The organism is Kitasatospora sp. NPDC053308 (assembly GCF_055585785.1).
In genome coordinates this window covers 25,038-47,459 of sequence record NZ_JBVJJY010000032.1, presented here as the reverse complement: position 1 = coordinate 47,459, position 22,422 = coordinate 25,038, and the positions used below count along the sequence as shown (strand labels likewise).

Here is a 22,422-nt window from a genome sequence, read left to right as displayed (position 1 = left end):
GACCGAGGCCGGGGATGTCAACATATCTGGCGTTGACTTTTGGCACGCTGTTGAGTTCTCAAGGAACGGACGCTTCCTTCAGGCCGCCTTCCAGCAGGCCCTCCGGGCTTCGTTCTTTCGTGTTTCCAGCTTATCAGACGTTTTCCGCTCCGTTTACCGGGCCTTTTCGCATCTGAAACCTGGTGTTAACCGCTGAGTCGCGGCGACCTGACCAACCATAGCGGGTCGATGGCCGGAGTGCGAATCGGGGCGCGTCCGGCGTCGCCCGGTTGGCGGCATGATTTGTTGCTCTCGCGAGCATATACAGCAATGGTCCCGGTTCGCCAAGATGCCTGTAGAGTGCGGCGAACCGGCCGAGAGGACTAGACCACTCGTGGGTCGGTGGACGCCGGCCGGGAGGTGGGCGCGGGCCGGGGATTCGCCCGGGAATGTCGACAGATGTCCGAAGTTGACATGATTTAGGCTTCAGCTGATTGTCGTGCCGCTCCTCGCGGCCGCTCGCTGTACTGCGCACTTGGGAGGCACAACCATGACCACTGTGACGTCGCCGCTGACCGGCAAGGTCGTCGGGCTCGCCGGCGTGCCGGACCCGGTGTTCTCGGGCGCGATGGTCGGCCCCGGCACCGCGATCGACCCGGTGCGTCGGCCCACCGAGGCGGTCGCTCCGGTGGACGGCATCGTGGTCTCCATGCACCCGCACGCGTTCGTCGTCGTGGACGACGAGGGTCACGGTGTCCTGACCCACCTCGGGATCGACACCGTCCAGCTGAACGGCGAGGGCTTCGAACTGCTCGTCAACAAGGGCGACACGGTGACCCGCGGCCAGGCCGTCATCAAGTGGGACCCGGCCGCCGTCGAGGCCGCCGGCAAGTCGCCGATCTCGCCGATCGTGGCGCTGGAGGCCAACGCCGACTCGCTCGGCGACCTGCGGGAGGACGGCGAGGCGGTCTCCGGCGAGCCGCTGTTCAGCTGGAGCTGACCCCTCTCTATCCCCCACACAGACAGACTCAGCGGAGACAGGTACATGGAGAAGACACTGCGCGGCGTGGGTGTCAGCCACGGGGTCGCGATCGGCCAGGTCCGGCACATGGGCACGGCGGTGCTGGAGCCGCCCGCCACCCGGATCCCGACCGAGGACGCCCCGCGGGAGCAGGCGCGTGCCCAGGCCGCCGTCGAGGCGGTCGCCGCGGACCTGATCGCGCGCGGCAACCTGGCGGGCGGCGAGGCGCAGGCCGTCCTGGAGGCCCAGGCGCTGATGGCGCAGGACCCGGAGTTGATGGCCGACGTGTCCCGCCGGATCGCCGTCGGGAGCAGTGCCGAGCGCGGTGTGTACGACGCCTTCGCCGCGTACCGTGCGCTGCTGGCCTCCGCCGGGGACTACCTGGCCGGGCGGGTCGCCGACCTGGACGACGTGCGGAACCGCATCGTGGCCCGGCTGCTCGGGGTGCCGATGCCGGGCGTGCCGGACAGCGACGAGCCGTACGTGCTGTTCGCGCGTGACCTGGCGCCGGCGGACACGGCGCTGCTCGACCCGGCGCTGGTGCTCGGCTTCGTGACCGAGGAGGGCGGGCCGACCAGCCACAGCGCCATCCTGGCGCGGGCCCTGGGCGTGCCGGCCGTCGTGGCGCTGCCCGGGGCGACCGACGTCGCCGAGGGCACCGTCGTCGCGGTGGACGGCAGCTCGGGCGACGTGCTGCTGGAGCCGTCCCAGGAGAAGCAGGAGGAGCTGCGGGCGGTCGCCGCCGAGCGCAAGGCCGCGCTGGCCGCCTCCTCCGGCCCGGGGCAGACCTCGGACGGGCACCGCGTGCCGCTGCTGGCCAACGTGGGTGGTCCGGCGGACGTGCCGGCGGCGCTGGAGAACGGCGCCGAGGGCGTCGGTCTGTTCCGCACCGAGTTCCTGTTCCTGGACGACTCGGCGAAGGCGCCGAGTGAGGAGAAGCAGGTCGAGGCGTACCGCAAGGTGCTGGAGGCCTTCCCGGAGGGTCGGGTCGTGGTGCGCGTGCTCGACGCGGGCGCGGACAAGCCGCTGGACTTCCTGACGCCGGCCGACGAGCCGAACCCGGCGCTCGGTGTGCGCGGTCTGCGCACCCTGCTGGAGCACCCCGAGGTGCTGCGCACCCAGCTGCGGGCGCTGGCCACGGCGGCCGAGGGCCTGCCGGTGCACCTCGAGGTGATGGCCCCGATGGTGGCCGACCGCAAGGACGCCAAGGACTTCGCGACCGCGTGCCGCGAGGCCGGGCTGAACGCCAAGTTCGGCGCGATGGTGGAGATCCCCTCCGCCGCGCTGCGGGCCAGGGCGATCCTGCAGGAGGTCGAGTTCCTGTCGCTGGGGACCAACGACCTCGCGCAGTACGCCTTCGCAGCCGACCGGCAGGTCGGTGCGCTGGCGCGGCTGCAGGACCCGTGGCAGCCGGCGCTGCTGGACCTGATCGCCGCGGCGGCCGACGCCGCGCGGGTGAGCGGCAAGAGCTGCGGCGTCTGCGGCGAGGCGGCCTCCGATCCGCTGCTGGCCGTGGTGCTGACCGGTCTGGGCGTCACCAGCCTCTCGATGGGCTCGGCGTCGATCCCGTACGTGCGGTCCACGCTGGCCAAGTACACGCTGGCGCAGTGCCGACGAGCGGCCGAGGCGGCCCGGGCGGCGGACAGTGCCGAGGAGGCGCGGGCCGCGGCGCAGCAGGTGCTGTCCGGCGAGTAGCGCCGGAGGACGACGGGAAGGGGCGCCCCCACCACGGCGGTGGGGGCGCCCCTTTTCGCGGTGTCGGGCCGGTCAGGCCCGGCGGTCGGTCCGGAGGCGCTCGAAGAAGCGCAGGTGGTCGACGTGGTCGACGGAGCCGGGGTTGACGGCCTGCTCCAGCGGGGTGCCGGCGAGGATGCGCTTGACCGGGACCTCGATCCGCTTGCCGGTGAGGGTGTGCGGGAGGCCGCGGACGGCGATGACCTCGTCGGGGACGTGGCGCGGGGAGAGTTCGGTGCGCAGCGCGGTGCGGATGCGGCCGATCAGGTCGTCGTCCAGTTCGGCGCCGGGGGCGAGGACGACGAACAGCGGCATCCAGTAGCCGCCGTCGGGCTCCTCCAGGCCGATGACCAGGGACTCGGCGATCTCGGGGAGGCGCTCGACCACCTCGTAGATGTCCGAGGAGCCCATCCGGACGCCCTGGCGGTTGAGGGTGGAGTCGGAGCGGCCGTGGATGACGACGGTGCCCCGGGAGGTGACGGTGATCCAGTCGCCGTGGCGCCAGACGCCGGGGTAGGTGTCGAAGTAGCTGTCGTGGTACCGGGTGCCCTCGGGGTCGTTCCAGAAGCCGGTGGGCATCGACGGGATGGGCTTGGTGACGACGAGTTCGCCGACCGCGTCGGTGAGCGGCTTGCCCTGGACGTCCCAGGACTCGACGGCGGCGCCGAGGCAGGGGGCCTGGATCTCGCCGAGGTACACCGGGAGGGTGGGGACGCCGCCGACGAAGCAGGAGCAGACGTCGGTGCCGCCGCTGACGGAGGCGAGCCAGACGTCCTGCTTGACCTCGTCGTAGATCCAGCGGAAGCCGTCGGGGGGCAGCGGGGAGCCGGTGGTGCCGATGCAGCGCACGGCGGAGAGGTCGAGGTCGCGGCCGGGGTGGAGCTCTGCCTTGCGGCCGGCGATCACGTAGGCGGCGGAGGTGCCGAGGACGGTGGCACCGGTGCGGGCGGCGACCGACCAGAGGGCGCCGGTGTCGGGGTGGCCGGGGCTGCCGTCGTAGGTGACGATCGTGGACCCGACGAGGAGGCCGGCCAGCAGGAAGTTCCACATCATCCAGCCGGTGGAGGTGTACCAGAGGAAGCGGTCCTGCGGGCCGAGGTCGAGGTGGAGGCCGGCCTGCTTGAGGTGTTCCAGCAGGATGCCGCCCTGGCTCTGGACGATGGCCTTCGGCAGGCCGGTGGTGCCGGAGGAGTAGAGGACCCAGAGCGGGTGGTCGAAGGGGACCGGTTCGTAGACCGGTGCCACGTCGTCGGCGACCAGGTCGTCCCAGGTCAGGGTGCCCTCGGGGGCCGGGCCGCCGAGCAGCGGGACGTGCACGACGGTGCGCAGGCTCGGGAGCTCGCGGCGCAGCTCGGCGACGACCTCGGTGCGGTCGTGGTCCTTGCCGCCGTAGTGGTAACCGTCGACGGCGAAGAGGACGGCGGGTTCGATCTGCTGGAGGCGGTCGAGCACGCTGCGGGCGCCGAAGTCGGGGGCGCAGCTGGTCCAGATCGCGCCGACGGCGGCGGTGGCGAGCAGGGCGACGGCGGCCTGCGGGATGTTGGGGAGGTAGGCGCTGACGCGGTCGCCGGGGCCGATGCCGCGGGCGCGCAGGGCGGCGGCCAGTGAGCCCACCTGGCGGCGGAGTTCGGCCCAGGTGAGGACGGCGGGCTGCTCGGTGGTCTCGTCGAGGTGGAGGATCGCGGGGCGGTCGGCGTTCGCGGGGTCGTCGGCGGCGCGCAGGGCGTGCTCGGCGTAGTTGAGGCGGGCGCCGGGGAACCAGCGGGCGCCGGGCATCGCCTGGTCGGTGAGGACGGCTTCGGGGGCCTGGGTGAACCGGACGTCGAACCAGCGGGTGACGGCGGTCCAGAAGCGGTCGAGGTCCTCGGTGGACCAGGCGTGCAGGTCGGCGTAGCGCTCGGCGGCCTGCCGGTCGTCGGCGGCCGGGGCGAGCGGGGCGGCCGGGGCGCCGTGGTGCTCGGCGGCCCAGGCCTGGAAGGCCACCAGGCGGGTGGCGGCGGCGCGAGCGGGGTCGGGGCGCCAGAGCGGCTGGTCCTGGGGTGGGGTGCTCACGGTGGTGGTCTCCCGGCCGGGGTCGGGACGGGACGGCTCGTGGCAGACCCGTCCGGTTGGGCTGTCGGTGCAGACCATGCCATGCGAGCGGCCGTCGCGCCAGGGTCGACTTCCGGGTGGCCGGGCGGTCAGCGGGAGGTGAACTCGCCGCGGAAGAAGCGGTTGAGGACCCCGTTGTGGAAGTCCCAGACCAGTGCGGTGTCGGCGGTGGCGAGGTACCAGCCGTCGGTCTCGTCGGTGGGGCGCGAGGGCGGGAGCTCGGCGAGCGGACGGGCCGGGAGCAGGCCGCAGAGCATGACGAAGCGGCCGTCGGGGTCGGACGCGGTGTGGATCAGGGTGATCTCGGAGGCGTCGGCGGTGATGCCGGTCTCCTCCCGCAGCTCCCGGACGCAGGCCCGCTGCCAGGTCTCGCCGTAGTCCAGGTAGCCGCCGGGGAAGGCGAGTTCGCCGTAGCCGGGTTCGATGGTGCGGCGGATGACGACCAGGGCGGGGTCGTCGTCGGGCCTGGTGACGGGGAGGACGGTGACCACGACGGGCAGCGGGTTGCGGTAGCTGATCTCGGCGCAGCCGGGGCAGGTGCGGGGCCAGGCGCGGGTGCCGGGCGGGTAGGGCGTGCCGCAGAAGTGGCAGTGCGAGAACGGCCGGTGGGTGGTCTGGGTCGCTTCGTCAGTGGTCATGGCCGGATCGTAGCCCCGTGGGTCGACGGTGGTGCCTGGTCCGCGGTGATCAGCGGGGGTCGCCCGGTGGGCCGTCGGCGGGGCGGTCCTCGCGGGTGGGGCGGAGCAGGGCGGGGTGCAGCCGGCGGGCTCCGCCGGCGTGGTAGGTGCGGGCGCGGGGGCCGCCGCGGGCGCCGCCGCGCTCGGTGGTGCCGCCGGTGCTCTCGACGAAGCCGGGGACGGAGAGGACCTTGCGGTGGAAGTTGCCGGGGTGGAGCTTCTCGCCCCAGACCGCCTCGTAGACGGCGCGGAGGTCGGGGATGGTGAAGTCGTCCGGCAGGAAGGCGGTGGCCAGTGGGCTGTACTCGAGCTTGGCGCGGACCCGGTCGAGTCCGTCGGCGAGGATCCGGGCGTGGTCGAAGGCCAGCGTGAGCGGCGTGGGGCCGGTGCCCCCGTCGACACCACCCCCGTGGGTGTCGACGGGCGCACCGGCGGCTCGGGACCGGCCGCGGGGCCGGAGGTCCAGGTCGTGGACGGGGTGCCAGGCGGCGGCCGCGGCGTCCGTCCCGGCCCGGGGGTCGGGGAGGTCCGGGGCGAAGGCGAGGTAGGCGACGGAGACGACGTGCATCCGGGGATCCCGGTCGGGGTCGCCGTAGGTGCCGAGCTGCTCGAGGTGGAGGCGGCAGAGCGTGGCCTCGGCCTCGGCGACGCCCTGCAGGCCCGTCTCCTCGGCGAGTTCGCGGACGGCGGCCTCGGCCAGGTTCTCCTCGCCGGCCCGCAGGAAGCCGCCGGGCAGCGCCCAGCAGCCCTGGTAGGGCGGGGCGCCGCGCTCGACGAGCAGGACGTGCAGGGCGCCCCGGCGCAAGGTCAGGGCGAGCACGTCGACCGTGACGGCGATCGGGGTGAAGGCGCGCGGGTCGTACGCGGCGAGCCACTCCTGCTCGGCCTCGGGCCCGGGGCCGGGCCGGTCGTCCGCCGCCATCGCCGGTTCCTCTCCGCGTTCGTCGTGCTCGTCGTGCTTGTCGTACTCGTCGTACGTGCTGCCGTTGTTCGTTGTCGTCGTTCGCTGCTGCGGCTGTCGCCGGGTGTCGCCGGGTGATGTCGTTCTCCGGTTGAGCACAACCTAGCGATTGCGTTCCCCGGCGGCAAATGCTTTTCCCGGTCGGCGAGGGCGTCCGCCTCCTAGGCTGTGACCAGCAAGGACCGCACCAGAGGAGGCCGCCATGCCCACTGCTCCCCCGTCGGACTTCGCCGCGGCGCTGGCCGCCGGTCCGCTGGTGCTGGACGGCGGGATGTCGAACCAGTTGGCGGCGGCGGGGCACGACCTGTCGGACGAGCTGTGGTCGGCCCGGCTGCTGGCGGACGAACCGGAGGCGGTGGTGGCGGCGCACCGGGCCTACTTCGAGGCGGGCGCCGACGTGGCCATCACGGCGAGCTACCAGGCGAGCTTCGAGGGCTTCGCCCGCCGCGGCATCGGCCGGGCGCAGGCGGCGCGGCTGCTGGCGAGCAGCGTGGACCTGGCCCGGGAGGCGGCGCGGGCCGAGCCGGCCGGGCGGCGGCGCTGGGTGGCCGCCTCCGTGGGGCCGTACGGCGCGGTGCTGGCGGACGGCTCGGAGTACCGGGGCCGGTACGGCCTCGGCGTCGCGGAGCTGGTGGCCTTCCACCGGCCGCGGCTGGAGGCGCTGGCGGCGGCCCGGCCGGACGTGCTGGCGCTGGAGACGGTGCCGGACACGGACGAGGCGCGGGCGCTGCTGGAGCTGGTGCGCGGGCTGGGGGTGCCGGCCTGGCTGTCGTACAGCGTCGAGGGCGACCGGACCCGGGCCGGACAGCCGCTGGCGGAGGCGTTCGCGCTCGCCGCGGAGGTGGACGAGGTGCTGGCCGTGGGCGTCAACTGCTGTACGCCGGGGGACGCCGACCGGGCGGTGGCGGTGGCCGCCGAGGTGACCGGGAAGCCGGTGGTGGTCTACCCCAACAGCGGGGAGCGGTGGGACGCCGAGCGCCGGGACTGGCGCGGGGAGCCGACCTTCCGCTCGGCCCGGGTGGGCGGGTGGCTCGCGGACGGCGCGCGGCTGGTGGGCGGCTGCTGCCGGGTCGGGCCGGACGGGATCGCGGCGCTCGCGGCGGAGGTCGCGGTGCGCCGGGGGCCGTCGGGCGGCGCGGAGGGCTGACCGCCGGCGGGAGCGGAGATCGGCCACCGCTCGGCACGGGAGGTGAACGGCGGGCTGAGGGCGGGTTACCGAGGGGGAAGGTGCACGGAGTCCGTACGGCCTGGCAGACTCGTCCCGTCACTACCGCGGTCGACAATGTCGACCGCCTGTCCGCGCGGAGGTATCCATGCCCGGCCCGATCCAGTCGCTCTCCCGGGCCGCCGCGATCATGCGCCTGCTGGCCGGCGGCGAGCGCCGCCTGGGGCTGTCCGAGGTCGCGACGGCCCTGGACCTGGCCAAGGGCACCGCGCACGGCATCCTGCGCACGCTGCAGCAGGAGGGGTTCGTCGAGCAGGACCCGGAGAGCGGCAAGTACCAGCTAGGCGCGGAGCTGCTCCGGCTGGGGCAGAGCTACCTGGACGTGCACGAGCTGCGGGCGCGGGCCCTGGTGTGGGCGGACGACCTCGCCCGGGCGACCGGGGAGACGGTCTACCTGGGGGTGCTGCACCAGCAGGGCGTGCTGATCGTGCACCACGTCTTCCGGCCGGACGACACCCGGCAAGTGCTGGAGGTCGGCTCGATGCAGCCGCTGCACAGCACCGCGCTGGGCAAGGTGCTGCTGGCCTACGACCCGGTGGCGCGCGGGGAGTTGGGCGACGGCCCGTACGAGTCGTACACCGTGCGCACGCTCACCGAGGCGGCCGACGTGGACGCCGAGTGCGCGCTGATCCGCGAGCGCGGCTGGGCGGACTCGATCGAGGAGACCTGGGAGGGCGTGGCCTCGATCGGCGCGCTGATCCAGGACCGGCGGCGCAACCCGGTGGGCGCGGTGTGCATCAGCGGGCCGGTGGAGCGGGTCTGCGAGGACGGCTTCGTGAAGCCCTCGCTGGTGGCCTCGGTGCGCAGCGCGGCGCGCGCGATCTCCCGCGACCTGGGCGCCGGCCGGTTCTGAGCGGCGCATTCATTTCGTCACGCTGAGGCGCGGACGGGCGGTCGGCCTGTCCGCGCCGTGGCGTTTTGTCCTGTTTCGGAGCGCTCCGCTCGGTAACTTCGGTGGACCGGCCGAGGCGAGGGTCACAGCTGCGTAACCCCGCCTTGACGCGAGGGCGACCTGGGGAGGAAGCTTCCGCATGACGGTCGACATTGTCGAACGATGGCCGGAGCGATCACTCCCACGGTGCGCTCACCCGCACAGGGATCGACCGGCCGCCTGCCCCCACCCGCACCTCCGGGCCATATGGACAAGGGAGTCTTTGTGTCCGCGTTCTCCAACGGCGACGTCTTCGTCGGCGAAACCCTCGGCACCGCCGCCCTGATACTCCTCGGCGGTGGCGTCTGCGCCGCCGTGACCCTCAAGAAGTCGAAGGCCGTCAACGCCGGCTGGCTGGCGATCACCTTCGGCTGGGGATTCGCGGTCCTCATCGCCGCCTACATGTCGGCTCCGAAGTCCGGCGCGCACCTCAACCCGGCCGTGACCATCGCCCTCGCGGTCAAGAGCGGCGAATGGAGCCAGGTGCCGCTCTACCTCGGCTCGCAGCTGCTCGGCGCGATCATCGGCGCCGTGCTCGTCTGGGCGACCTACCTCGGCCAGTTCAACGCCAACCAGGAGCCCACCCTCGGCATCTTCTCGACCGGGCCCGAGATCCGGAACCCGTTCCAGAACGTGCTCACCGAGGTCATCGGCACCTTCGTGCTCTGCTTCGCGATCCTCACCATCGGCACCAACGCCGGCCTCTCCCAGTCCGGCACCGGCACCCTGATGGTCGCCTTCACCGTCGTCGGCATCGGCCTCTCGCTGGGCGGCCCGACCGGCTACGCGATCAACCCGGCCCGTGACCTCGGCCCGCGCATCGCGCACGCCATCCTGCCGATCCCGAACAAGGGCGGCTCCGACTGGTCGTACGCCTGGATCCCGGTCGTGGGCCCGATCATCGGCGGCCTCGCGGCCGGCGGCGTCTACAACGCCCTGTTCTAAAAGGACCCCCGTTCCGAACGATCCCTTCCCCGGGGGCGTCGAACCCGCCGAACACGGGGACTGACCGAGAAGCGCGTCAGGCCCACCCACCCCGTCATCCCGAACCCGAGCCGAGGACCCACCCCTATGACCTCCACCGGTAACTACATCGCCGCGATCGACCAGGGCACGACCTCCAGCCGCTGCATCATCTTCGGCGCCGACGGCCGCATCGTCTCCGTCGACCAGCAGGAGCACCGCCAGATCTTCCCGCAGCCCGGTTACGTCGAGCACGATGCCGCCGAGATCTGGACCCGGGTCCAGTCGGTCGTCCGCGGCGCGCTGGAGAAGGCCGGCCTGACCAAGGACGACATCCGCGCCATCGGCATCACCAACCAGCGCGAGACCACCGTCCTGTGGGACAAGAACACCGGCGAGCCGGTGCACAACGCGCTGGTGTGGCAGGACACCCGCACCGAGGCGCTCTGCCGCGAGCTCGGCCGCAACGTCGGCCAGGACCGCTTCCGCCGCGAGACCGGCCTCCCGCTGGCCAGCTACTTCGCCGGCCCGAAGATCCGCTGGCTGCTCGACAACGTCGAGGGCCTGCGCGAGCGCGCCGAGGCCGGCGACATCCTGTTCGGCACCATGGACACCTGGGTCATCTGGAACCTCACCGGCGGCGTCAACGGCGGCAAGCACGTCACCGACGTGACCAACGCCAGCCGCACCATGCTGATGAACCTCAAGACCCTGGCCTGGGACGAGGCGATCGCCGAGTCGATGGGCGTGCCGCTGGCCGTCCTGCCGGAGATCCGCTCCTCCGCCGAGGTGTACGGCGAGGCCGTCGGCGACCTGGCCGGCGTCCCCGTCGCCTCCGCGCTCGGCGACCAGCAGGCCGCGCTGTTCGGCCAGACCTGCTTCGACGAGGGCGAGGCCAAGTCCACCTACGGGACCGGCACCTTCCTGCTGCTGAACACCGGCGAGAAGATCGTCAACTCGTACCACGGCCTGCTGACCACCGTCGGCTACCGGATCGGCGACCAGGCCCCGGTGTACGCCCTGGAAGGCTCGATCGCCGTCACCGGCTCGCTCGTCCAGTGGCTGCGCGACCAGCTCGGCATCATCTCCACCGCCGCCGAGATCGAGACCCTCGCCAACACCGTCGAGGACAACGGCGGCGCCTACTTCGTCCCGGCGTTCTCCGGCCTGTTCGCCCCGTACTGGCGCTCCGACGCCCGCGGTGTGATCGCCGGCCTGACCCGGTACGTCACCAAGGGCCACCTGGCCCGGGCCGTCCTGGAGGCCACCGCCTGGCAGACCCGCGAGGTCGTCGACGCCATGCAGAAGGACTCCGGGGTCGAGCTCACCGCCCTCAAGGTCGACGGCGGCATGACCAGCAACAACCTGCTCATGCAGAACATCGCCGACGTCCTGGACGCCCCGGTCGAGCGCCCGTACGTGGCCGAGACCACCGCCCTCGGCGCCGCCTACGCGGCCGGTCTCGCCGTCGGCTTCTGGAACGACCTCGACACCCTGCGGGCCAACTGGCACCGCGCCGCCGAGTGGACGCCCCGCATGGACGAGGCCACCCGGGAGCGTGAGTACAAGAAGTGGCTCAAGGCCGTGGAGCGCACCATGGGCTGGGTGGAGGAAGAAGAGAACAACTGACCGACAAGCCGGTCGGGGCTCCGTGCCCCGGCCGGCTGCCCGCTGTTCCGGCAGCGGGTGTCACCGAGTTCCACCGGCCCGCCGCACCGGGCCGACCCGGTCCCTCCGGAGGGACCGCACCGCACACGAGAGGAGTAACGGCGCCGCCCGACCCGCGCGCCGTACACAACCACCATGGCAACCATCCCGACCCTGGGCGCCGAGCGCACCGCCGGCCGCACCGCCTCCCGCGCCGAGACCCGCGAGCTGCTCGGCAAGGCCACCTACGACCTGCTGGTGATCGGGGGCGGCATCCTCGGCACGGCCGTCGCCTGGACCGCGTCCCAGGCCGGCCTGAAGGTCGCCATGGTCGACGCCGGCGACTTCGCCGGTGCCACCTCCAGCGCCTCCTCCAAGCTCGTCCACGGCGGTCTGCGCTACCTGCAGACCGGCGCGGTCAAGCTGGTCGCGGAGAACCACAAGGAGCGCCGCGCGCTCTCCACCGACGTGGCCCCGCACCTCGTCAACCCGCTGACCTTCTTCGTCCCCGTCTACAAGGGCGGCCCGCACGGCGCCGCCAAGCTGGGCGCCGGCGTCTTCCTCTACTCGGCGCTGTCCGCCTTCCGCGACGGCATGGGCCGGGTCTCCACCGCCGCGCACGCCGCCCAGCAGGTGCCCGCGCTGCGCACCGAGGGCCTGCGCTCGGTGGCCGTCTACGGCGACCACCAGATGAACGACTCCCGCGTCGCCGTGATGACCGTCCGCGCCGCCGTCGACGCCGGCGCCGTGGTGCTCAACCACGCCGAGGTCACCGGGCTGCGCTTCACCGGCGGCCGGGTCACCGGCGCCGATGTGCGCGACCGCCTGGACGGAGCCGAGTTCGGCGTCAACGCCCGCCTGGTGCTCAACGCCACCGGCCCCTGGGTCGACCACCTGCGCCGGATGGAGGACGCCGGCGCCGCGCCGTCGATCCGCCTCTCCAAGGGCGCCCACGTCGTGGTCAAGCGCCGCTCGCCGTGGCGCGCCGCGCTGACCATCCCGATCGACAAGTACCGCGTCTCCTTCGCCATCCCGTGGGAGGACCACGTCCTGCTCGGCACCACCGACGAGGAGTACACCGGCGACCCGAAGGACGTCCGGGCCACCGACGCGGACATCGACCAGATCATGGGCGAGGCCGCGCACGCGATCCGCGACGAGCACCTCGACCGCGACCTGATCACCTACTCCTTCGCCGGCCTGCGCGTGCTGCCGGGCGGCCCGGGCGACACCGCCGCCGCCAAGCGCGAGACCGTCGTCACCGAGGGCAAGGGCGGCATGCTGTCGGTCTCCGGCGGCAAGTGGACCACCTACCGCCACATCGGCCGCACCGTGCTGGAGAAGCTGGCCCACGTGCCCGGCACCAGCCTCGGCGAGGACATGTCCCCGATCGCCCCGACCGTCCCGCTGCCGGGCGTCGGCGCGCCGAACGCGGTCGCCCACCGCCTGCTGATCGACCGCGAGCCGGGCTCCCGGATGGAGCCGCTGGTCGCCAAGCACCTGGCCAGCCACTACGGCACCCTCTCCTTCGAGATCGCCCGCCTGATCGACGAGAACCCGGAGCTCGGCCGGCCGATCCACGAGGACGGCCCGGACGTCTGGGCGCAGGTCGCGTACGCGGCGGACAACGAGTGGGCGTACACCACGGACGACGTGCTGCGCCGCCGCACCACGATGACGGTGCGCGGGCTGGACACGCCGGAGATCCGGGCCGAGGTGGAGGCCTTCCTCGCGAAGCGTGGAGCCAAGTGAGCACAGCCTCGCGAAGCGCGGAGCCACGTGAGCACAGCCACGCGAAGCGCGGAGCCACGTAGGCAGGTTGCTGTGAGCGGGCGGGTGTCCGGGGTTTCCCGGGCGCCCGCCCGCTGGTGTGCGTGAGCCCTGACCGCCGGGGCCGGCCGGGCGTGGACGAGCGGAGGAGACGCCGCAGGGGCGGCACCCGTACGGTCACGGGTGCCGCCCCTGCGCGTGGGCGCGGCGGCTAGATGACCAGGCTGAGCGGCAGGATCAGGGCGATCGCGACGACCGAGATCACCGTCTCCATCACCGACCAGGACTTCAGCGTCTGCCCGACGCTCATCCCGAAGTACTCCTTCACCAGCCAGAAGCCGGCGTCGTTGACGTGCGAGAAGAACAGCGAGCCGGCGCCGATCGCGAGCACCAGCAGGGCCGCGTGGGTCGAGGACATCGTCGCGGCCAGCGGGGAGACGATGCCGGCCGCGGTGATCGTGGCGACCGTCGCCGAGCCGGTGGCCAGGCGGATCAGCACGGCGATCAGCCAGCCCAGCAGCAGCGCGGAGACGTGCCACTTGCCGGACCACTCGCTGACGGCGTTGCCGACGCCCACGTCGATCAGGGTCTGCTTGAAGCCGCCGCCCGCGCCGACGATGAACACGATGCCCGCGATCGGGCCGAGCGACCTGCCGACGGTGTCGGAGATCCGGGCCTTGTCGAAGCCGGCCGCCCTGCCGAGGGTCACCATGCCGAGCAGGGTCGCGGCGAGCAGGGCGATCAGCGGGGAGCCGATGAAGTCGAACACCCGCTGGACGAGGGCCTTCGGGTCGTCGATGACGACGTCGGCCAGCGCCTTGCCGAGCATCAGCACGACCGGCAGCAGGATGGTCGCCAGCACCGCGCCGAAGGACGGGGTGCGCTCGCGCTCGGCCGGCCGCTCGGGGGCGACGGCCGCCGGGATCTCCAGCGGGCCGACCCAGCGCTCGGCGAGCCGCGCGAACAGCGGGCCGGCGATGACCAGGGTCGGGACGGCGATCAGCAGGCCGAGTGCCAGGGTGACGCCGAGGTCGGCCTTCAGGGCGTCGACGGCGACCAGCGGGCCGGGGTGCGGGGGCACCAGGCCGTGCAGCACCGACAGGCCGGCCAGGGCCGGGATGCCGACCCGCATCAGCGGCACGTTGCCGCGGCGGGCGACCAGCAGCACGATCGGGATCAGCAGGACGACGCCGACCTCGAAGAACAGCGGCAGGCCGAGCACGGCCGCGATCAGCGCCATCGCCCAGGGCAGCGCCTTGTCGCCGGTCCGGGACAGCACGGTGTCCGCGATGGTGTTGGCGCCGCCGGAGTCGGCGAGCAGCTTGCCGAGCATCGCGCCGAGGCCGATCAGCAGGCCGACGCCGGCCACGGTGGAGCCGAAGCCGGTGGAGAAGCTGCTGAGCAGCTTGTCGAAGGGAGCGCCCGCGACGGCGGCCAGCAGGCCGGAGCCGAGCGTGAGGGCGAGGAACGGGTGCAGCTTCAGCTTGGTGATCAGTAGGACGATCGCGCCGATGCTGAGTAGCACCGCGATCAGCAGCTGGGAATTGCTGCCGGTGTGCGGCAGGGCCGGTGGGGCGGCCGCCAGCAGGGTGGGGGACAGGCTCACGCGAGGTCTCCATTGACGGGCCGCAGCAACGCCGCGGCCATCTCGACGAGTTCTTCGGGGGACGGGCCCACGTCCAGGACGGCGCCGCGCTCGTCCGCCTGCAGGGGTTCCAGGGCGGCGTACTGCGAGTCGAGCAGCGACGGCGGCATGAAGTGGCCGGTGCGGTGGCTGAGCCGGTCCTCGACCAGCTCGTGGCCGCCGCTGAGGTGCAGGAAGAAGGCGCCCGGGCAGGCCGCGCGCAGGGTGTCGCGATAGCGGCGCTTCAGCGCCGAGCAGGTGACCACGCCGCCGACGCCGTCCTCGGTGCGCCCCCGGAGCCAGGCGCCGATGGCGCGCAGCCAGGGGGCGCGGTCCTCGTCGTCCAACGGGGTGCCGGCCGACATCTTGGCGATGTTGGCCGCCGGGTGGAAGTCGTCCGCCTCGGCGAAGGGGAGGCCGAGGCGGTCCGCCAGCAGGCGGGCCAGGGTGGTCTTGCCGACGCCCGAGACGCCCATCACCACGATGGTGAGGGGAGCCTGCGGGAGGTCGTGGTTCTCGACGCTGAGAGCCATGGGGTGCTGCTCCTTCGTTGCCTGGCCGCCACTATCGCCTCAAAGATATGACGTATTCAAGTGCTGGAAACCAAATCGTCATACTTTTAAGACGTGCGCTGAGTCGCAGGGCGAGGAGAGCGCCGCGGGGCCCGACGACTACCCTTGGGCGGATGGAGATCCAGGGGCTGCCCGGGCGGCTGCTTGACGAGCTCGGGCCGGCGATCGCGTCCGGGGAGATCCCCGAGGGCGCGGTCCTGCGCGGGGAGGAGCTGGAGGAGCGGTTCGGGGTGTCCCGGACGGTGGTCCGGGAGGCCGTGCGGATCCTGGAGGGGATGCGCCTGGTGGCCTCCCGGCGGCGGGTCGGGATCACCGTCCAGCCGAAGTCGCTCTGGGACGTGTTCGACCCGATGGTCATCCGCTGGCGCCTGGCCGGCGCGGACCGGCCCGCCCAGCTGCGCTCGCTCGGCTCGCTGCGCGTGGCCGTCGAACCGGCGGCGGCGGCGCTCGCCGCGGTCCACGCCAGCGACGACGAGCGGCGCGAACTCAGCGCACTCGCCGTGGAGTTGACCGTCGCCGCGCGTGACGCCGACCTGACCACCTTCCTCCGGCACGACATCGCCTTCCACGCCCTGGTGCTGCGGGCCTCCGGCAACGAGATGTTCGCCCACCTCGGGGACACCGTGGGGGCGGTGCTCACCGGGCGGACGGAGTACCATCTGATGCCCCATCAGCCGGAGCCGTACGCGATCCGGCTGCACCGCGAGGTCGCCGACGCGATCTGCTCGGGCCACGGCGACGAGGCGGAGCAGGCGATGCGGACGATCGTCACCGGCGCCCTGGCGGAGCTCGACCAGCAGTTGGGCTGACCATCGGCCGGTCGCGGGCCGACCGCGGGCCGGTCGCGAGCGGACTGCTGCCCGGTTGGCGTGTTTTGGCGGCAGTTCGGTTGATTCGGACGCATACTCCCGGTTCGGCGGGGGCAGAGTGTGCCGAGGGGGCGCGCACCGCGAGCGCCCGTTCCGTGTCCGCCGCCGAATCCGCGCCTGGGGGTCGCTCGATGTCCGTGCCACGCCGCCGTCGCCGCCTGCCCGACGAGGTGCGCGCCGCCGCCGTCCGGGCGGTGCTCTCCCTCGCCTTCACCCTGGTCTGCGTGGTCGTCGCGACCCTGGCCTCGTACGCGGGCAGTTCGATGCTGGCGCCCGCGCTGATGGCGATGGGCCTCGGCGTGTTCGCCACCATGTGGTGCCTGCTGGAGATCCTGGTCTCCCGCCAGGTCGCCGCCCAGCGCATGCGGGCCCCGGGCTCCGCGCACCCGATGGCGGGCAGCCGGGCGCCCGCCGAGCCGCTCGCGGCCCGGCCGTTCCCGCGGCCGGGGGCGGGTGCCGGCGACCCGTACGGCCGTGGTGGCGTGGGCGGTCCTGGGCTGGGCGGCCCTGGCGTGGGCGGTGGTGCGGGCGACTCGGTGTACCAGCAGCCGTACCCGTCGGTCTACCGCGAGCCGTCCCCGCGGCCGTACGGGTCCCCGCAGCAACCGCCGCACCAGCCACGGGTGTCGAGCACCCCGCTCTGACACCGGGGGCCGCGCCCTCGGAGCGCTCGCCAGGCGGCGCGGCGGCACGGTGAGCGGCCTGGCCCCCGTCGACGAGGCCGAGCGGTCGTTCTCGATCGAGCCGCCCGACGAACTCAGGGCGGTCCGGCGCCGGTTGAACGGCCGGCACCTCCCGGGGGCCGGCGGGCCGGGCGTCAGTCGACCGGGACGACCCGGTAGTGGGTGGTGATCCGGCGGTCGCCGTCCAGGACGTGGAAGGCGAGCATCGGCGGGTGGTCGAAGGTGACGCCGCGCCCGCCCTCGCAGGGCAGGGTGACGGTGGACACCACCCCGGGCGCGACCAGCAGCGGCAGGCCGGCGAAGGTGGTCGCGGCGGGGGTGTGGGAGTGGCCGCAGAGCAGGCCGGCCACCCGGGGGTGGGCCCGCAGCACCCGTGCCAGGCGCGCCTCGCCGAACTGGCGGATCCCGTCGACGGTGGGCAGGTGCAGCTCGACCGGCGGGTGGTGGAAGGCCACCAGGGCGGGCAACTCGGTCCGGCCCGAGGCGAGTCGACCGTCCAGCCAGTCCAGGGTCCGGTCGTCCAGCAGCCCGTCGGACTGTCCCGGTATGGACGAGTCCAGCATCAGCACGTCGGCGCCGGGGAGTTCGTGCAGGCGGTTGACCGGCCCTCCCTCGCGCCCCTCCCCCGGTGACTCGCCGAGCAGCACCTCCCGGTAGGGCGCCCGGGCGTCGTGGTTGCCGGGGCAGGTGAGCACCGGGTGCCGCGAGGTCAGCACCTCGGCCACCTGCCGGTACTCCTCGGGCAGCCCGTGGTCGGCGAGGTCGCCGGTGACCAGCACGCCGTCCAGTGGTCCCGGCAGGGCGTCGAGGTACGCCATCACCCGCTCGGCCCGCCGCCGGGCGCGCTTGCCACCGTCCCGGCGGTGGACCTGGCCGAGGTGGATGTCACTGAGGTGCGCGATCGTCAGCATGCCGGTCACGCTAACCAGTTCACGCCCGTACGGGAACCTCCGGAGACCACGGGGGCCTCCCCGGGACCTCGCCGGGATCTCCCGGGACCTCGCCGAGACCCCGGGACCTCGCCGGGATCTCCCGAGACCTCGCCGAGACCCCCGGGGCCGCCCGCGACCGCGCGAGAGGCACCCGGGAGGCACCCGGGACACGGCTCACGCCTGGGCGGGCACCTCCGCGGGCCGCTTGAACATCCGGGTGGCGGTGATCTCGCCGTGGATGGCCGGGCCGTCCGGGTCCGGCGCGGCGGGCAGGCCGGGGCGCAGGTGCTCCTCCACCGAGATGTACTTGAGGCCGGCCCGCAGGTCGGCGTCGTTGCGCAGGCGGATCACCAGCGGGAACTCGGCGAGCGCGGTGGTGTCGAACAGGCCGGTGGTGTAGATCAGCTGGACGCCGAGCGCGTCGGCGACGGCGCGCTGGAGCTCCAGCAGGTACGTCGCGTTGGCGCGGCCGATCGGGTTGTCCAGGAACAGCGTTCCGGCGTGCCGCAGTTGGGACTGGCCCCGGTCGTTGGCGCGCAGCGCGGCCATCGTGCAGTAGAGCGCGATGGCGGCGGTGAGCAGCTGGCCGCCGGAGAAGACGTCGGACATCTGGCCGACGCTCACCCGCTCGGCGCGCAGCACCGCGTCCGGCTTGAGGATCTCGACGCTGACGCCCTTGGGGCCGATCGCGGCGGCGACCCCGCGCAGCAGCAGGGACATGCCGTCGCGGCGCAGGTCGCTGTTCTTCCGGACGGCGGCGCGGGTGGCCTCGTCGATGACCTCGCCGAGGCGCTCGACCAGGGTGGCGTGGTCCGGGTCCTCGAAGCGGATCCGGAGGAACTCCTGGCCGGACCACTCGCCCAGGCCCTCGGGCAGCCGGGAGAGGCGCTGGGCGGCGCGCAGGGTGGTGAGCGAGGACTCGACCAGGCCGCGCAGGCGGTCCACGATCGAGCCGCGGTTCTTCTCCAGCTGGGCGAGTTCGTCGGTGAGCACGCGCAGCCGGGGGGCGAAGGCGGCGGCCCAGGCGGCGGCGTGCTCGGGCAGCGCCGAGGCGGGCAGTTCGCGGATCTGCTGGCGGGCCGGAGTGCGGACGGCCTCGTAGCGGGCGGCGTTGGCGTGCCGGACGAGGGCGTCGGCGGCGTCGCGGACGGCGAGTTCGGCGCTGGACAGCTCGCCGGCGGCGGTGCGCAGGCCGCGGCGGGCCTCGGTGGCGCCGGTGCGGGCCTCGGCGAGGGAGCCGAGGTACGGCTCGACCGGGTCCTCCGGGTCCTCCTGGTGGTCGCGCAGGCCGTCGCGGAGCTGGCCGGCCAGTTCGTCGAAGTCGGCGGCGGCGGCCTGGGCGGTGTCGAAGGTGCGCTGCAGGTCGGCGTACGCGGTGCGGGCGGCCTCCAGGGCCTCGCGGCGTTCGGCGAGGCGGCTGGTGGCGGTGCGCAGCAGGGCCTGGGCGTGCTCCGGGTCGGTGGGGACGAGGTCCTCGGGCAGTTCGGTGTGCGCCTCGCCGTCGGTGGGGGCGGAGCGCTCGGCGTCGCCGCGCAGGCGGCCGAGGTGCTCGCTGGCGGCGGCGGAGCGGGCCTCGATGGTGGCGACCAGTTCCTCGGCGCGGGCGGCGGCGGCCTGGCGGGCCGGGCCGTCGGCGCCGTCGGGGCTGCCGAGGAGTTCCTCGGCGCGGGTGCGCACCTTGTTGGTGAGGCGGTCGAGTTCGGCCGCGGCGGCGGCCTCGTCGCCCTCGGCGCGGGCCTGTTCGGCGCGCAGGTCGGCGCCGACGCCGACCTTCTCGTACAGCTGGGAGGCGGCGCGGTAGGCCTCGCGCAGGGCGGGCAGCGCGGCGGGGGCGGTGTCGGCGGGCTCGTCGGTCTGCTCGGAGGCGGGGATCTCGGCGCGTTCGGCGCGCAGCGCGCGGGCGGTGCGGCGGGCGTCGTCGGCGGCGCGCTGGGCGGCGCGGCGGTCCTCGTCGCAGGTGCGGGCGCGTTCGGCGCACAGGGCCTGGCGGCGGTCGCACTCGGCGGCGTCCTCGGCGAGTTCGCGCTGGCGGCGGGCCCAGTTGGCGCGCTCGCGCAGGCGGAAGGCGAGGCCGGAGAGGGCGTCGGCGCGGCGGCGGGCGCGCTGGGCGCTCTCGCGGTGCTCCTCGTGGGCGGAGGCGGCGGCGGCGTGGTCGGCCTCGGCCTCGTCGTGCTCGGCGCGCAGGGTGGCCAGGGCGGCGGCGGCCTGCTCGGCGTGCTCGCGGGCGGCCTCGGCGGCGGCGGCCAGTTCGGCGAGGGTGCCGGGCGGGCAGCTGGCGTGCCAGGAGGCGAGACGGGCGGCGAGGGCGCGGTCGGCGCCGAGGCGGCCGGCGAGTTCGCGGATGTGCTCCTCGCGGGCGCTCGCCCGGGCGCGCAGCTCGCGGCGCTCGCCGTCGGCGGCGGATTCGTCGTGCATGGCCGGGTTCGGCGGCACCAGGAAGAAGGCCGGCTCGTCGGTGATCGGGGCGACCAGCGAGGCGGCGGCGCCGACGGCCACGGTGGAGCGCGGCAGCAGCGCGGCGGCCTGCAGGGCCTCCCGGGCGCGTTCCAGCGAGGACGGGTCGGTGACGACGACGCCGTCGACCAGCTCGGGGCGGGCGGCGAGGATGGCCTCGTGGTCGGCCGGGTCGACGGACTGGGCGAGGTAGCGCCAGCCGGGCAGGGCCGGGATCCCGTGCTCGGCGAGGTACTCGACGGTGGCGAGCACGTCCGGGCCGGGCGGCAGCAGGCCGCCGTCGCCGAGGGCGGCGAGGATGCGGGCGTCGTCGGCGGCGGCCGTCCGGAGGTCGAACAGGGTGCGTTCGGCGGTGGCGATGGCCTCGTCGAGGAGCTCGCGCAGGTACTCGGCGTTGCGGTCGAGCACGGCGGGGGTGAGGAAGCCGGCGTCCTCCTCGGCGCCTTCCTGGTAGGGGGTCAGGGAGAGCAGGTCGGCCAGGCGCTGCTCGGTGGCGAGCAGGGCGGCGGTGCGCTGCTCGCCGGCCAGCGCGCGGGCGGCGGCCTTGCGGGCGTCGCCGGCCCGCTCGGCGGCGAGTTCGGCACGCGCGGTGGCGGCGGCGGCCTCGCGCAGGCGGCCGGCGGCGGCTTCGGCGGCCGTACGGGCCTGGGCGAGCGCGGCGGCGGCGGCCTTCTCGACGTCGGCGGCGTGCAGCGCGGCGCGGGCCGGGTCCACGTCGCCGTCGGCGTCGATGAAGCCGGCCTCGACGGCGGCTTCGGTCTCCTGCTCGACCTCGGCGAGGCGCTGGCGCAGGTGCTCGGCCTCGCTGCGGGCCTTCTGGGCGGCGGTGGCGGCCTCGGTGGCATCGGACTGCGCCTTGGCGCCGTCCTCCTGGAGCTCGCCGGCCCGCTGCTCCTCGGTGTCGGCGCGGGACTCGGCGGCCGCGGCGGCGGCTTCCAGGGCGCGGGCGAGGGCGGTCGCGGCGCGGGCGCGGGCGGCGAGCGCGGGGGCGGCGTCCAGTTCGGCCTCGCGGATGGCGGCGGCGACCCGGCTGACCCGGTCGGCGGCGGCCCGCTGGCGCAGCACGGCCTCGGCGGCCTGCCAGGCGGCGTGCAGGGTGCGGGCGTCGATCAGCTCGCGGCGCAGCGCGGCGGCCTCGGCGGTGGCCGCGGCGAGGCTCAGCGTGGCGTGCCGGTAGGTGAGTTCGTCGGTGATGAGGCTGTGCCGGGTGCGGTCGGACTCGGCGGCGGTGACGGCGCTCGCGGCGGCGGCGACCTCGATGGCGAGGTCCTGGGCGCGGTCGCGTTCGGCGGCGGCCCGGGAGGCCAGGGCGTGGGCGAGGCGGCGGGTGCGGCGCTCGGCGGTGCGGTGGGCCTCGCGGACGGTCTCGCGGGCGGTGGTGGCCTCGGCGATGCGCTCCAGGAGGTCCAGCGAGCCGGCGGTGAAGTCGCGTTCGGCGGTGAGTTCGGCGCGGCGGCCGAGCTTGGCGGCGAAGCCGTGGACGAGGTCGGCGAGGCCGTCGGTGTCCCGGGTGTCGGTGACGGCGCGCAGCAGCAGGTCGGTGAAGTCGCTGTCGTGCTTGACCGCGAAGAGGCCGGCCGCCTCGCCCTCGTCGGCGTTCATCTCCCGCTGGTAGCGGAAGAGTTCGGGGTCGAGGCCGAGTTCGCCGAGGTGCTCGGTCCAGCGGTCGTGGCCGTCCTCGAAGACCAGGTCGAGGTACGGGTGGGCCTTGCCGGCCTCGGTGAGGGCGTCGCGGAAGCCCTTCATGGTGCGGCGGCGGCCGCGGGCCTTCTGGTCGCCGGCCAGGCTGACCCGCTCGGCGACCGGCAGGGAGTCCAGGGTGAGGCCGGGGCCGGGGCGGAAGGAGTACCAGGTCTCGGCGAACTTGCGCGGGTCGGAGGAGACCTGGCGGCCGCGCCACTCGCTGACCTTGCCGACCACGATCAGTTCGCCGGTGACGGTGTGCTGCCACTCCAGGGCGACGTGGCCGCAGTCGTCGGCGAGCAGGAACTTGCGCAGCACGCCGGAGCTGGCGCCGCCGAGGGTGTTGCGGTGGCCGGGCAGCATGACCGAGAAGATCAGCTTGAGCAGGACGGACTTGCCGCCGCCGTTCTCCAGGAAGAGCACGCCGGCCGGGGCGGGGCGGCGGACCGGGCCGTCGGTGTCCTCGCCGAACAGCCCGATCTGCTGGGGGGCCGGGTCGGCGACGGGCTCGCCGACGCCGCGCAGGTCGAGCACCGTGTCGGCGTAGCGGGCGCCGGCCGGTCCGATCGAGTAGAGGCGGACCCGGTTGAGCTCGTACATGTGCGG

General features: G+C 74.1%; 17 protein-coding genes. 10 read left to right on the top strand and 7 right to left on the bottom strand.

Annotated features, from left to right (window positions below; genetic code table 11):
* From ACZ6Y7_RS36175 to ptsP, 3 genes are all read left to right on the top strand, one after another.
* The coding region (locus tag ACZ6Y7_RS36175) for a hypothetical protein (protein WP_465762208.1) at positions 1 to 196 on the top strand (196 nt) is incomplete at its 5' end.
* A gap of 333 nt (positions 197 to 529) precedes the next feature.
* Positions 530 to 979, top strand: a complete 450-nt coding sequence (locus ACZ6Y7_RS36170; RefSeq protein WP_465762207.1) for a PTS sugar transporter subunit IIA — start codon at positions 530 to 532, stop codon at positions 977 to 979.
* A gap of 45 nt (positions 980 to 1,024) precedes the next feature.
* Positions 1,025 to 2,695: a phosphoenolpyruvate--protein phosphotransferase gene (ptsP, locus tag ACZ6Y7_RS36165; protein ID WP_465762206.1), complete on the top strand. Its 1,671-nt coding sequence runs from the start codon at positions 1,025 to 1,027 to the stop codon at positions 2,693 to 2,695.
* A 72-nt stretch (positions 2,696 to 2,767) separates the two neighbouring features.
* Here ptsP and ACZ6Y7_RS36160 read toward each other — a convergent pair whose 3' ends face one another.
* The 3 genes from ACZ6Y7_RS36160 to ACZ6Y7_RS36150 are packed head-to-tail and all read right to left on the bottom strand — an operon-like array spanning position 2,768 to position 6,424.
* Positions 2,768 to 4,864, bottom strand: coding sequence for an acetoacetate--CoA ligase (locus ACZ6Y7_RS36160; protein WP_465762205.1), 2,097 nt, complete (start codon positions 4,862 to 4,864; stop codon positions 2,768 to 2,770).
* Positions 4,865 to 4,914: 50 nt separating this feature from the next.
* Positions 4,915 to 5,463: an NUDIX domain-containing protein gene (locus ACZ6Y7_RS36155; RefSeq protein WP_465762204.1), complete on the bottom strand. Its 549-nt coding sequence runs from the start codon at positions 5,461 to 5,463 to the stop codon at positions 4,915 to 4,917.
* Positions 5,464 to 5,512: 49 nt separating this feature from the next.
* The gene (locus tag ACZ6Y7_RS36150; RefSeq protein ID WP_465762210.1) at positions 5,513 to 6,424 is read right to left on the bottom strand and encodes an NUDIX hydrolase; all 912 of its coding nucleotides are present in this window, start codon (positions 6,422 to 6,424) and stop codon (positions 5,513 to 5,515) included.
* 241 nt (positions 6,425 to 6,665) lie between these two features.
* On the opposite strand from ACZ6Y7_RS36150, the gene mmuM reads away from it, so the two are divergent.
* The 5 genes from mmuM to ACZ6Y7_RS36125 all read left to right on the top strand — a co-directional run bounded on the left by mmuM (position 6,666) and on the right by ACZ6Y7_RS36125 (position 12,981).
* Complete coding sequence (gene mmuM / locus ACZ6Y7_RS36145; RefSeq protein ID WP_465762203.1) at positions 6,666 to 7,610, top strand: homocysteine S-methyltransferase; 945 nt, start codon at positions 6,666 to 6,668, stop codon at positions 7,608 to 7,610.
* A gap of 166 nt (positions 7,611 to 7,776) precedes the next feature.
* A complete protein-coding gene (locus ACZ6Y7_RS36140) occupies positions 7,777 to 8,541 on the top strand; it encodes an IclR family transcriptional regulator (protein WP_465762202.1) in 765 nt (254 codons plus the stop codon).
* A 285-nt stretch (positions 8,542 to 8,826) separates the two neighbouring features.
* Entirely contained in the window at positions 8,827 to 9,564 is a 738-nt protein-coding gene (locus tag ACZ6Y7_RS36135) for an MIP/aquaporin family protein (RefSeq protein WP_465762201.1), read from the top strand.
* A gap of 126 nt (positions 9,565 to 9,690) precedes the next feature.
* Entirely contained in the window at positions 9,691 to 11,211 is a 1,521-nt protein-coding gene (gene glpK / locus ACZ6Y7_RS36130) for a glycerol kinase GlpK (RefSeq protein ID WP_465762200.1), read from the top strand.
* Positions 11,212 to 11,385: 174 nt separating this feature from the next.
* Positions 11,386 to 12,981 (top strand): glycerol-3-phosphate dehydrogenase/oxidase, encoded by a 1,596-nt coding sequence (locus ACZ6Y7_RS36125; RefSeq protein ID WP_465762199.1) that lies wholly within the window; start codon positions 11,386 to 11,388, stop codon positions 12,979 to 12,981.
* Between the two features lie 229 nt (positions 12,982 to 13,210).
* Here the strand turns inward: ACZ6Y7_RS36125 and ACZ6Y7_RS36120 are convergent, their stop codons facing one another.
* Positions 13,211 to 14,605: a GntT/GntP/DsdX family permease gene (locus ACZ6Y7_RS36120; RefSeq protein ID WP_465762198.1), complete on the bottom strand. Its 1,395-nt coding sequence runs from the start codon at positions 14,603 to 14,605 to the stop codon at positions 13,211 to 13,213.
* A complete protein-coding gene (locus ACZ6Y7_RS36115) occupies positions 14,602 to 15,156 on the bottom strand; it encodes a gluconokinase (protein WP_465762197.1) in 555 nt (184 codons plus the stop codon). The genes ACZ6Y7_RS36120 and ACZ6Y7_RS36115 overlap by 4 nt, the downstream gene beginning before the upstream one ends.
* A 152-nt stretch (positions 15,157 to 15,308) precedes the next feature.
* Here ACZ6Y7_RS36115 and ACZ6Y7_RS36110 point away from each other — a divergent pair, with 152 nt between their 5' ends.
* Both ACZ6Y7_RS36110 and ACZ6Y7_RS36105 read left to right on the top strand, forming a co-directional pair.
* Positions 15,309 to 16,004 (top strand): FadR/GntR family transcriptional regulator, encoded by a 696-nt coding sequence (locus ACZ6Y7_RS36110; protein ID WP_465762196.1) that lies wholly within the window; start codon positions 15,309 to 15,311, stop codon positions 16,002 to 16,004.
* 191 nt (positions 16,005 to 16,195) lie between these two features.
* Positions 16,196 to 16,708 (top strand): hypothetical protein, encoded by a 513-nt coding sequence (locus tag ACZ6Y7_RS36105; RefSeq protein WP_465762195.1) that lies wholly within the window; start codon positions 16,196 to 16,198, stop codon positions 16,706 to 16,708.
* A 173-nt stretch (positions 16,709 to 16,881) separates the two neighbouring features.
* Here ACZ6Y7_RS36105 and ACZ6Y7_RS36100 read toward each other — a convergent pair whose 3' ends face one another.
* A complete protein-coding gene (locus ACZ6Y7_RS36100) occupies positions 16,882 to 17,658 on the bottom strand; it encodes a metallophosphoesterase (protein ID WP_465762194.1) in 777 nt (258 codons plus the stop codon).
* Positions 17,659 to 17,853: 195 nt separating this feature from the next.
* Complete coding sequence (locus tag ACZ6Y7_RS36095) at positions 17,854 to 22,416, bottom strand: hypothetical protein (protein WP_465762193.1); 4,563 nt, start codon at positions 22,414 to 22,416, stop codon at positions 17,854 to 17,856.
* Between the last annotated feature and the right edge of the window lie 6 nt (positions 22,417 to 22,422).